Source organism: Aestuariivirga sp. (assembly GCF_037139295.1).
Classification (GTDB): Bacteria; Pseudomonadota; Alphaproteobacteria; order Rhizobiales; family Aestuariivirgaceae; genus Aestuariivirga.
The window spans coordinates 24489-36030 of record NZ_JBAXGR010000033.1 but is presented as its reverse complement, the minus strand read 5'-3'; the positions used below and the strand labels follow the sequence as shown (position 1 = coordinate 36030).

The following is an 11542-nucleotide window of genomic DNA, read 5'->3' as shown; positions in this document are numbered from 1 at the left end:
TTTTAAGTCCGCTGCGTCTACCGTTCCGCCACGCCCGCTGGCCGGTTGGCTGTCTACACCGGGGCGCGCCGTGGCGCCACAGGCGGAAATCATGACGCTCACCCGCAGAGGGCGCCTGTCTGTCAAGCTTCGCACAGCCCAGGCCAGGCAAGAAACGTCGCTTCGGACGGTTCGGCACACCACGGATGTACTGGGTACTGACCGCCTGAAACCCGGCTGGAACAGCTCCAGCCTGCGGGGCCGCTCCTCCGGGTGCGGCCCTTGCCCCTTCAGGCGGGATCGCCATTGCCTGAGAGGATCTGCGCGGCACCTCCCACGCCGTTGCGGAAGGCGGCATCGAAGTTCACGCCCTCGATGCCCCAGTTGTGCGACGTGCCGTTAGTATTCAGTTGCCATGTTGCTCTCCAGGCCAGCAACGGCTTGCTCCACGCAAGCGTGCCCAGCAGAGGAATTTGCCCCAGCTTGCGATCGACGAAAGGCAGCAGCGCTGCCGGTGTTGCGCCGGGCATGTCATCGACGCGTAGTTCCGACTTGGCGATGGTTGCGCGGGTGGGGATAACGACATCCATCGCGGCAGCCCAGGCGGCATCCTGGAAGGATTGCCGCATCAGTTCACCCTGGCTTCCTGCCGCGGCGAGCAGGAAGGTGCTGCCGATATGGCGAACGGCCAGGAACACAACGAGGTTCGGTCGCGGCGTCAGCCATGGCTGCGATCCCATGGCAGCCAGCATCGCGTCGATCTTCAGCGGGTCATAGCGAACCGTCATCTCATAGGGTCGGTCGCGCGTGCCCTGTTCGTCCATGATCGGGCGGAAGGCATAGAGGTCGCGGTAGGTGTAGTCGATCACCGGTGCCTCTGGCGTCCGGGTTAATTCGGCGAGTGCGGGGTTGGCGGCGACGCGTGCATCGCCCGAGACACGCACCAGCGCCTGGGTAAGGGCGCGCACCATGCCGGGAATGCGGGTCTCATCCCGCCGGCCGGTGACGATGGTGCGGCCGCGGCAGAGTTCCGCCAGCACATAGGCGTTAGCAGGCCTCGCCAGCGCTATCGCGCTGCCAAGGCTGAGAAATGTTCGGCGGTTGAATGGCATGCGGCGCGACCCCGGCTGGCCAGTCGAAACACTAGGGCAGGAAGCGGGCAGGGTCCATCGAACTGGGCGGTGACCGTCAGACCCCGAACAGCCAGCGCGGCGTGCGGGCGGCATAGTCCGACCACGCTTGGCCGAAGCGCAGCGCCAAGTGCTGTTCCTCGCGGACGATGGCCAGCTTGCTGGTGGCGAAGGCACCGGCCAACGCCGCCGGGATCAGCCAGGCCACGCCGAAGATGAGGCCAGCCCCGGCAACCAGCAGCGTGTTGCCCACATAGATCGGGTTGCGCGAGAAGCGGAACGGCCCGTCGGTGATGAGGCGCGTGGCCCCCCGGTTGGGAAGGACGGTCGTCTGGTGGCGCCGGAAGGCCAGCATGGTGGCAAGGTCAAGCGCGATCCCCGCGGCAGCGAGGAACACGCCAGCCATTGCCAGCACCGCCGCCCAGGGCCCGCCGGGCCATGGCAGGGGCAGCAGGGCCTGCAACCCCAGCGCGACAAGCGCGGCGCCCGCATACATGAGGGGTGGCCAGGGGATGGTATTGGGTCGGTCCTTGAGGTCGGTCATGGGCTTGAGTTGAGGGTGGGGGTGTCCACAAAGTCAAGGGCGGGCTTGATTTGGCCGCAAAACCCCCCTAAGAGCGGGAAATTCCCGTTCATTCACAAGGAGTGCACGAGCCCCATGGCGCGCGTCACCGTTGAAGACTGCATCGACAAGCTCCCGAACCGCTTCGAACTCGTGCTGCTGGCCGCCCATCGCGCCCGCCTGATTTCGCAGGGTGCTCCCATCACCGTCGAACGTGACAATGACAAGAACCCCGTCGTGTCGCTGCGCGAGATCGCCGACGAGACCATCGTTCCGGAGGATCTCCGCGAAGAGTTCATCCACTCCATGCAGAAGCATGTGGAAGTGGACGAGCCGGAGGCGACCGAAGTGCCGCTCATCCAGCAGTCTGGCGACATGTCCGTGATCAACGACGCCGTCGAAGAGGACGTCGAGATGGAGCAGATGACCGAGGAAGACCTCCTGCGTGGCCTCGAGGGCATGCCCCCGGCCGAAAGCCCGGGGAGCCAGCGCAACGGCTACTGAGCTTCTGCGGATTTTGCATTTCAAGGCCGGGCCCCAGGGGTCCGGCCTTTCTCATATGTGGTGCGCGAAAGTGGCACGTCGGCCAAACCACACTCGCCAAACGATTATTCCGCGCTAAGATCACGCCATGATGCGTCAGTACGAGCTTGTCGAGCGGGTCACCAAGTATGACCCGGATGCGGATGAGGACCTCCTCAATCGCGCCTATGTCTATGCCATGAAGGCGCACGGCAACCAGAAGCGGGCCTCGGGCGAGGCCTATTTCAACCACCCCCTCGAAGTCGCCGCCATTCTCACCGAGATGAAGCTCGACTCGGCCACCATCGCGGCGGCCCTTCTTCACGACACTGTTGAGGACACCGAGGCAACCCATCAGGAAATCGAGGAAAAATTCGGTCCCGAGATCGCGTCGCTGGTCGACGGCCTGACCAAGATCGCCAAGCTGGACCTCGTCACCAAGGAAGCCGCCCAGGCCGAGAACCTGCGGAAGCTGCTGCTGGCAATGTCGCGCGACGTGCGCGTGCTGCTGGTGAAGCTGGCCGACCGCCTCCACAACATGCGCACGCTCGAGCATGTGAGGCCGGAAAAGCGCGTGCGCATCGCGCAGGAGACGATGGACATCTATGCCCCACTCGCCGGCCGCATGGGCATGCAGGCGGTGCGGGACGAGCTGGAGGACATCGCCTTCAAGGTCCTGAACCCCGATGCCTACAAGATCATCATCGACCGCCTCGCCAAGCTCCATGCCGAATCCGGCGGCATCCTGAAATCCATTGAGCAGGAGCTGACGCAGAAGCTGGTGGAGAACGGCATCAAGGCCGAGGTCTCCGGCCGCGAGAAGCGCCCTTTCTCGATCTTCCGGAAGATGGAGCGGAAGCTCCTGTCGCTGGGCCAGCTCTCCGACATCTTTGGCTTCCGCGTCATCGTCGGCACGGTGGACCAGTGCTACCGCGCACTCGGCATCATCCACCGCACCTATCGCGCGGTGCCCGGCCGGTTCAAGGACTACATCTCGACCCCGAAGCAGAACGACTATCGCTCGATCCACACCACGGTGATCGGCCCGCACCACATGCGCGTCGAGATGCAGATCCGCACGCGGCTGATGCATGAAATCGCCGAGCGCGGCGTTGCCGCGCACAACATCTACAAGGATGCGCCCGACGCCAAGGAGGCACTCGACGGCTTCAAGGCGCCCGCCGCCGAGTCCAATGCCTATCGCTGGCTGCGTCATCTCGTCGAGATGCTGCAGGAGGGTGAATCCCCGCGCGAGTTCCTCGAGCACACCAAGCTCGAACTGTTCCACGACCAGGTGTTCTGCTTCACGCCCAAGGGCAAGCTCATCGCGCTGCCCAAGGGTGCCACGCCCATCGACTTCGCCTATGCGGTGCACACCTCGGTGGGTGACAGCTGCGTGGGCGCCAAGGTCAATGGCAGCCACGCGCCGCTGGTCACCGAACTGCAAAACGGCGACGAGGTGGAAATCATCCGCTCCGACGCGCAGACGCCGCCTGCCGCCTGGGAGGGGCTCGCCGTCACCGGCAAGGCCCGCGCCGCCATCCGGCGCGCCACGCGCGCTGCAGCGCGCAAGCAGTTCGCAGGCCTCGGCCATGAAATCGTGCAGAAGATGCTGGCCAAGATCGGCAAGACCTATGTGCCGAAGGAAGTGTCCACCGCCATTGCGCGCGTCGGCCACAAGAATGTCGATGACGCACTGGCAGCCATCGGGCGGGGCGAGCTGTCCGCCATCGACATGCTGAAGGCCATGGGCCACACCATCGATGATACGAAGCTCAAGGAACTGCGCCGTCACTCGCCGTCCAAAAAGACCGATCCGGCGCTCTCCGTGCCTGTGCGCGGTGTCGCGCGGACGACGGCTCTCAAGATCTCGCCCGAGACGGGTGCGGTGCCGGGCGAGCGCATCGTCGGCATCCTCATGCCGGGGGAGGGGATCACCATCTACCCGATCTTCGCCAAGGCGCTGGAGCAGTTCGACAACCAGCCCGAACGCTGGGTGGACCTCGCATGGGACACGGGTGCCGAGGAGCAGCGCTTCCCGGCGCGCCTTACCGTCACCATCCTCAACGAGGTGGGTTCGCTTGCCCAGGTGACACAGGCGATCAGCGACCTCGGCGGCAACATCGACGCGCTGATGATGGTGGCCCGCGAGGGCGCGCGTGACTTCTACGACGTCGACATCACGCTGGAGGTTCATGACCTCAAGCATCTCAACGAAATCATGACTTCGCTGCGCGGCAAACCATCCGTCAGCGACGTGAGCCGCAAGACAGGATAGAAAGATGACGCAAGACGAGGTTCTGAACGAATTCCGCGCCGCCGGCGCACTGCTGGAGGGACACTTCATCCTCTCCTCCGGCCTCCACTCCAACCGCTACCTGCAGTGCGCGCGGGTGCTGATGGACCCCCAACGTGCCGCCAGGCTGTGTGCGGTGCTCGCCGAACAGGTCCGGTCCATGGTCAAGGGCCACATCGACCTCGTGGCTTCGCCCGCCATGGGCGGCGTCGTCGTGGGCTACGAGATGGGCCGCCAGCTCGGGGTGCCGTCGATTTTCTTCGAACGGGTGGACGGCAAGCTGGTGCTCAGGCGCGGCTTCAACATCGAGAAGGGCGCTCGCGTCGTCATGGTGGAGGACATTGTCACCACCGGGCTTTCCTCGCGTGAATGCATCGAAGGCATCAACGCGGAGGGTGGTGTCACGGTGGGGGCCGCCTGCCTGATCGACCGGTCGGGCGGCAAGGCGGACATCGGCGTGCCGCTGGCGGCCTTGACCCGCCTCGACATCCCCACCTATGCCGTCGACAAGCTGCCGCCTGAGCTCGCAGCCATTCCGGCCATCAAGCCAGGGAGCCGCGGCCTGAAATGATCATCGGCATCGGCAATGATGTGATCGACATCCGGCGGATCGAGGAAACGCTCATCCGTTTCGGACCGCGTTTCATCGATCGCATCTTCACCGATGTCGAGATCGCCAAGTCCGAGAAGCGCGCCCAGCGCGCCGCCTCCTATGCCAAGCGCTTCGCCGCCAAGGAGGCCTGTTCCAAGGCGCTGGGAACGGGCTTCCGGAAAGGCGTGTTCTGGAAGGACATGGGCGTGGTGAACGAACCTTCCGGCAAGCCGACCATGGTGCTGAGCGGCGGGGCGAGAGACCAGCTGGACAGCCTGGTTCCCCCGGGCCACAAGGCCCGGATCCACCTGACCATCACCGATGACTTCCCCTATGCCCACGCCTTCGTGATGATCGAGGCGCTGGCGGAATAGGGCTGGAATCACCGTCTCACTGTCACTATTTGGCAACAGTGGACGTGCTTGAATGCGGCTGCGTTGCATCCGCTCCGCGAAACGGTTTATAGCCGGGATTCTGTAGGCCCGGCGATTGATGGCCAGGCAAAATGCATAAGAAAGACCACGAGATGGCGGCGGCACAGGACACGCGGCGCAAGTCAGAGGACGGTTTGTGGGAAACCGTCAAGGTCATCATCCAGGCGCTGCTCATCGCCTTCGTTGTCCGGACCTTCCTGTACCAGCCGTTCAACATCCCTTCGGCATCCATGTACCCGACCCTCAAGGTGGGCGACTACCTGTTCGTGTCGAAGCTGTCCTATGGCTACGGGCGCTATTCCTTCAACTTCTCGCTGGGACTGTTCGGGCACGAGATCGTGTCCTGCTGCAACCTCGATTTTCCCGGTCGCATCGTGCTGGCCGATGACCCGAAGCGCGGCGACGTGGCCGTCTTCAAGCTGCCGACCGACACCAACATCGACTACATCAAGCGGGTGATCGGCCTCCCGGGTGACCGCATCCAGGTGCGCGACGGGGTGCTCTACATCAACGGCCAGGCCGTCAAGAAGGAGCGCATCGAGGACTTCGTGGACCCCTCCGAACCCGGCCTCCAGGCGCCGGTTCCGCAGTATCTCGAAACCCTGCCCAACGGCGTCCAGTACCGCGTGCTCGATACCGAGCCCGAGGGCGATGCCGACAATACGGACGAATACATCGTTCCGCCCGGACATTACTTCATGATGGGCGACAACCGTGACAACTCGCAGGACTCGCGCTATCCGCGCGTGGGCTACGTGCCGCTGGAGAACTTCGTCGGCCGCGCCGACATCATCTTCTTCTCCGTGTCGCCTGATGCAAGCCTGTTCCAGGTGTGGGAGTGGCCTTTCGCGATCCGCTGGAACCGCTTCTTCACGCTGATCTGAGAAGGCCTTGAGCAGCTTCACACCGGCCCGGCTGGACGAGATTTCGCAAACGCTCGGCTATCGCTTCAGCAATGAGGCGCTGCTGACCGAGGCACTCACCCACGGTTCGACGCAGAAGCACAAGGGCGACTACCAGCGGCTCGAGTTCCTCGGAGACCGCGTGCTGGGCCTGATCATCGCCGAGCACCTGTTCCGCAACCACCCGAAGGATGGCGAGGGCCAACTCACCCACGTGCTGAGCAGCCTCGTGAGGTCCGAGGCCTGTGCTGACGCCGGCGACACAATCGGCCTGTCAGACCTGATCATCATCGGCGCGGGCGAGCGCGCCAAGGGCATGAACCTGAACCGCACCGTGCTTGGCGACGCGATGGAGGCCCTGGTCGCTGCGATCTATCTCGACGGTGGTCTCGAACAGGCGCGCGGCTTCGTGCTGCGCTGCTGGGACGCGCAGCTGAAGGCGCCCAAGGCGGCGGTCAAGGATGCCAAGACCTTCCTGCAGGAATGGGCCCTGGCGCGCGCCCTGCCGATCCCGTGCTACACGTTGGTCAGCCGCGAAGGGCCGGAGCATGAGCCGGTCTTCGTCGTGGAGGTCGAGGTCAAGGACCGCGCCCCGGCCGAAGGCACGGCAAAGAGCAAGCGCGGAGCGGAAATGGATGCCGCCGAGCAATTCCTGAAACGCGAAGGGATCAGACGATGAGCGAAGAAGAGACCAAGCCCACGGGCCCCACCCGCGCCGGCTTCTGCGCCATCATTGGTGCTCCCAATGCGGGCAAGTCCACGCTGGTGAACCAGCTCACCGGCTCCAAGGTGTCGATCGTCAGCCACAAGGTGCAGACGACGCGCGCCCGCATCCGGGCGATCGCGATGTACGACAATTCCCAGATCGTGCTGGTCGACACGCCCGGCATCTTCAAGCCGAAGCGCACGCTTGACCGCGCCATGGTCGACAATGCCTGGGGTGGTGCTGGCGATGCCGATGCGGTGGTGTTGCTGATCGATGGCCGGCCCGGACTCACCGACGAGGCGAAGGAGATCATCGCGCATCTCCAGCACACCAAGACCAAGGCCGTGCTCGTCATCAACAAGATCGACCTGATGTCGCGCGAGCGGCTCATGGAAGTGGCAACCGAATTCAACGGCGCCTATCCCTTCGAGCAGACCTTCATGGTGAGCGCGCTCAATGGCTCCGGCACGCAGGACCTGCTGAAGTATCTGGCAGCCAAGATGCCGGAGAGCCCGTGGCTTTACCCCGAGGACCAGGTCGCTGACGTCCAGCTTCGCTTCATGGCCGCCGAGATGACCCGCGAGGTCATCTACGAGCGCCTGCACGAGGAGTTGCCCTATTCATCCACCGTCGAAACCGAGACCTGGGAGGAGCAGAAGAACGGCTCCGTCAAGATCGGCCAGATCATCTTCGTCCAGCGTGACAGCCAGAAGGCCATCGTGCTCGGCAAGGGTGGCCAGACCATCAAGCTCCTCGGCCAGAAGGCGCGCGAGGAAATGGAACGGCAGTTCGGCCGCAAGGTGCATCTCTTCCTCTTTGTGAAGGTGCGCGAGAACTGGGCCGAGGACAAGGAGCGCCTGCGCAACATGGGCCTCGACGTCTGAGCCATGGAATGGCGTGACGAGGGCGTGATCCTGTCCGTCCGCCGCCACGGCGAAACCAGTGCGATTGCCGAAATCCTCACGGCAGGCCATGGCCGCGTCTTGGGCCTGGTGCGCGGCGGCCGCTCCCGCCAGCAGCGCCCGGTGTTGCAGGCCGGCAATGCCGTGCAGGTGGTGTGGCGCGCCAGGCTCGAGGAGCAATTGGGCACCTTCGTGCTGGAACCCCTCGACCTGAAGGCCGGCGCCATCATGGAGGAGCCCTTCCGGCTCGCGGGTCTCGCAACCCTCTCCGCGTTGGCCCAACTGCTGCCGGAGCGCGAGCCGCATCCGCGCGTCTACGAAGCGCTGCGCATCGTGCTTGATGCCATCGACAATGACACGGTCTGGCCGGCCTTGCTGGTGCGCTGGGAACTGGGCCTGCTCGACGAGCTGGGATTTGGCCTCGATCTCTCCAAATGCGGCGCCTCGGGCAGCCGCGAGCATCTCGTTTATGTTTCGCCCAAGAGCGGCAAGGCTGTCTCCGCGGAGGCGGGAGAGCCATTCCGCGACCGGCTGTTTGCGCTGCCCGCCTTCCTGCGCGAAAGCGGTGCGGCAGCCCCGGGCCGCGACGTCATCGACGGGCTGAAGCTCGCCGCCTATTTCCTCGACCGCCACCTGTTCGAGCCCCGCGGCGTCACATTCCCGGAGCAGCAGGGCTGGATCATCCGGGTACTGGCCGAAAAGCCGCATTGAGCCCTGGTCGACTTACCCCTACATACCGCCCCGACAGGAGAATTTGACCATGCTCGGACGTCTGAACCATGTGGCCATTGCGGTGCCTGACCTTGCCAAGGGGATCGAGGTCTACCGCTCCATGCTGGGGGCCAACGTGTCAGCCCCGCAGGCCGAGCCCGCCCATGGCGTGACCGTGGTCTTCGTCGAGCTTCCCAATACCAAGATCGAGTTGCTGGAACCCCTGGGCGAGGCCTCGCCCATCAACGCCTTCCTTGAGAAGAACCCGAGCGGCGGCATTCACCACGTCTGCTACGAAGTGGCCGATATTCTCGCGGCGCGTGACCACCTGAAGGCGCAGGGCGCGCGGGTCATTGGCGATGGCAACCCGAAGATCGGTGCCCACGGCAAGCCGGTGCTGTTCCTGCATCCCAAGGATTTCTGCGGCACGCTTGTCGAACTGGAGCAGGCATGAAGCTCGGCAGCGCGATCGCAATCTATTTCATCACTTGGTGGATGTGCCTCTTCATGGTTCTGCCATGGGGTGTGCGCAATGCCCACGAGGCCGGAGAGGCAGTCGAGCAGGGCAATGAGCATGGCGCGCCGGTAAAGCCCATGCTGTGGCGCAAGGTGCTGGCCACCACCATCCTATCCGCCATCCTGTTCTCGGTGATTTACGGCCAGGTCACCTATCACTGGATCGGGTTCGACGACATTCCCTTCGTGAAGGCGATCACCACGGATTGAGCCTGGGGCTGACGCCATCCGCGGCCCTGCATTAAGCAATTTGAGCAAAATTGGGCGCCGGGTGGCACCAATTCATTGCCCAAATCATTTACAGCTGATAGAGCAATCTCTGCTTGCATAATCCACCGTTCTTGGCGTGCGGTGGCTGTGGAGAAGGTATTCTCTTGGTCTGTTTCATCCGCCCGGTTTTCTTGCTCTTGTTGTTCGGGGTCTCGTCGCTCGCAGCTGGTCTGGCAGAGGCGGCAGAGCCGAAGGTGTTCTCTGCGGTCACGCTTTCCACGTCCGGCGCGACGGGGGCCGCCGCCGTGTCCGCACTGGGCGCAAAGCTGCCGGATGTCGCGGCATTCTATGGCAAGACGGCCGATGAATTGCGCCAGCAGCTCTTGTCCAGCAACGCCCTGCACGTGGCGCGAAACGGGCGGCTCTACACTGTTTCGCCGCGAGCCCGAAGGCAGACTGCGGCATCAATGGCCGCCGCGACCTTCAGCATGTCCTCGGCTGCCGCAAACCTCGGCATGGCTTCGGCCAGTCCTGCGGCGATCCCCCTTGAGCAGACGTTGCAGCTCCACAGCAAGCCTGGCGCCCTCAAGACCATCTATCTGAATTTCATTGGAAAGACGCTGACACCTGCAAACTACTTCTACATCGAAGACGGAGGGTTACCCACAATCGTCGTGCCGCCGTTCAGCATCGATGCGAATGATTTGCTCTACTCAGATGCCGAACGCCGCATCATCCAGGAAATCTGGCAACGCGTGGCAGAGGACTATGCGCCCTTCGACGTCGATGTCACCACCGAGCCAGTTCTCCAGTCGCGCATCACGCGGACCGGCTCAGACGACCTCGTCTACGGCACCGAAGTTCTGTTCACCCGGAATGCGAGCGAGTGGGACAACACCGATGAAGGAATCACTCAAAATGGCTCATTTTTTGATTTTAATGACGATTCCGGAAAGCCCTCCATTGTCTTCTGCGACCTAGAGCAGCCCTTCGCGACACTGAACCCGGTCAGTCCGGACCTCGCTGACAGTGCATCGCGAGAGATTGGCGCAGCACTTGGCCTCTTCCCGGCCGGTACGCGGAGCATAAATGATTTGTATCCTGGCCAGGGCGACAGTCCAGTGAATGGCTGGGTTCCAATCATGGGGGACTTGTCCGGAAGGCCGCTGCGCCAATTCAGCAAGGGGGAATACGCGAATGCAAGCAGCCTCGATGAATTGCGCATTCCCCGCGGAAAGCAGGATGACTTTCTGGTCATCACGGGTGGCGGTCTTCCGCTGCGGGCCGACGAAGCAGGCAATGGCACCGCCGATTCGGCGTGGTTGCCGGTCGAAAGCAGCAATGGACGAAGCAGTGCGTCCTTTGAAGGTGTGATCACTTCTGAGGCAGATAAAGATGTTTTCAACCTGAAAGCCGGCGTCGGCACGCTTACCGCGCAGGTCAACCCCGCGGCCCTGGGGCCCAATGCCGACCTGAAGTTGAGGCTGCTAGACTCTCAAGGCACGCAAATTGAAAGCAAAGCGCCGCCGCAGGACCTCAGCGCCTCGATCAGCTTTAACATCACCACGGCCGGCAACTACTTTCTTGAAGTAAGTGGCACTGGCGAAGGCGATCCTGAGGTGACGGGCTATTCGAGCTATGGCAGCGTCGGCGGCTACACGCTCACGGGCAGCTTCACCACGCCGTCAAACAGTCCGCCCAGCGCCATCTTCTCCGCGAAAGCGGCCAGCACGCCGCTCACCATTACATTCGATGCCTCAGCCTTGGGCGACGACGGCCAGATCAAGAGTTACCGCTGGGATTTCGGTGACGGCACGACGCGCGATGATGCAACACCCGGCCCCCTGCGGAAGACTTACGCGACCGTGGGCAAATACACGGTGACACTGCGTGTGACCGCTGACACCGGCCTCACCACGCAGGCGCCGCCACGCCTGGTCAGCGTCACTGCCAACCCGGGTTTGAACGATCCCCCTGTCTGAAGAGGTCTGCCGATAATCCCCGGAGCGCAAGCCTGGCGCGAGTCTTGTCATTGAATGAATGAGGACGCTTGAAAATGTCCTTGATGGTCTGCGGCGAC

13 protein-coding genes are annotated in these 11542 nt (G+C 63.4%); 11 read left to right on the top strand and 2 right to left on the bottom strand.

Annotated features, from left to right (window positions below):
* Positions 1–269 precede the first annotated feature (269 nt).
* Together WCJ41_RS10690 and WCJ41_RS10685 are read right to left on the bottom strand one after the other, a co-directional pair.
* Positions 270–1091, bottom strand: coding sequence for a DUF2066 domain-containing protein (locus WCJ41_RS10690; protein ID WP_336905844.1), 822 nt, complete (start codon positions 1089–1091; stop codon positions 270–272).
* 76 nt (positions 1092–1167) lie between these two features.
* Positions 1168–1653, bottom strand: a complete 486-nt coding sequence (locus WCJ41_RS10685) for an isoprenylcysteine carboxylmethyltransferase family protein (RefSeq protein ID WP_336905843.1) — start codon at positions 1651–1653, stop codon at positions 1168–1170.
* A gap of 114 nt (positions 1654–1767) precedes the next feature.
* On the opposite strand from WCJ41_RS10685, the gene rpoZ reads away from it, so the two are divergent.
* From rpoZ to WCJ41_RS10630, 11 genes are all read left to right on the top strand, one after another.
* On the top strand, positions 1768–2175 hold the full coding sequence (rpoZ, locus tag WCJ41_RS10680) for a DNA-directed RNA polymerase subunit omega (protein WP_336905842.1): 408 nt from the start codon (positions 1768–1770) through the stop codon (positions 2173–2175).
* Positions 2176–2302: 127 nt separating this feature from the next.
* The gene (locus tag WCJ41_RS10675; RefSeq protein ID WP_336905841.1) at positions 2303–4471 is read left to right on the top strand and encodes a bifunctional (p)ppGpp synthetase/guanosine-3',5'-bis(diphosphate) 3'-pyrophosphohydrolase; all 2169 of its coding nucleotides are present in this window, start codon (positions 2303–2305) and stop codon (positions 4469–4471) included.
* 4 nt (positions 4472–4475) lie between these two features.
* Positions 4476–5060: an orotate phosphoribosyltransferase gene (pyrE, locus tag WCJ41_RS10670; RefSeq protein WP_336905840.1), complete on the top strand. Its 585-nt coding sequence runs from the start codon at positions 4476–4478 to the stop codon at positions 5058–5060.
* A complete protein-coding gene (gene acpS, locus WCJ41_RS10665) occupies positions 5057–5455 on the top strand; it encodes a holo-ACP synthase (RefSeq protein WP_336905839.1) in 399 nt (132 codons plus the stop codon). Before pyrE ends, acpS begins: the two co-directional genes overlap by 4 nt.
* A gap of 131 nt (positions 5456–5586) precedes the next feature.
* A complete protein-coding gene (gene lepB / locus WCJ41_RS10660; RefSeq protein WP_336905838.1) occupies positions 5587–6399 on the top strand; it encodes a signal peptidase I in 813 nt (270 codons plus the stop codon).
* Between the two features lie 7 nt (positions 6400–6406).
* Positions 6407–7096, top strand: coding sequence for a ribonuclease III (gene rnc / locus WCJ41_RS10655; protein ID WP_336905837.1), 690 nt, complete (start codon positions 6407–6409; stop codon positions 7094–7096).
* Positions 7093–8007, top strand: a complete 915-nt coding sequence (gene era, locus WCJ41_RS10650) for a GTPase Era (RefSeq protein WP_336905836.1) — start codon at positions 7093–7095, stop codon at positions 8005–8007. Before rnc ends, era begins: the two co-directional genes overlap by 4 nt.
* 3 nt (positions 8008–8010) lie before the next feature.
* Positions 8011–8736, top strand: a complete 726-nt coding sequence (recO, locus tag WCJ41_RS10645; protein ID WP_336905835.1) for a DNA repair protein RecO — start codon at positions 8011–8013, stop codon at positions 8734–8736.
* 49 nt (positions 8737–8785) lie between these two features.
* Positions 8786–9190 carry a methylmalonyl-CoA epimerase gene (mce, locus tag WCJ41_RS10640; protein ID WP_336905834.1) on the top strand — a complete coding sequence of 135 codons (405 nt, stop codon included), beginning with the start codon at positions 8786–8788 and terminating at the stop codon, positions 9188–9190.
* Positions 9187–9462, top strand: coding sequence for a DUF1467 family protein (locus tag WCJ41_RS10635; protein WP_336905833.1), 276 nt, complete (start codon positions 9187–9189; stop codon positions 9460–9462). The genes mce and WCJ41_RS10635 overlap by 4 nt, the downstream gene beginning before the upstream one ends.
* A gap of 164 nt (positions 9463–9626) precedes the next feature.
* Positions 9627–11444 (top strand): PKD domain-containing protein, encoded by a 1818-nt coding sequence (locus WCJ41_RS10630; protein ID WP_336905832.1) that lies wholly within the window; start codon positions 9627–9629, stop codon positions 11442–11444.
* Positions 11445–11542: the final 98 nt, after the last annotated feature.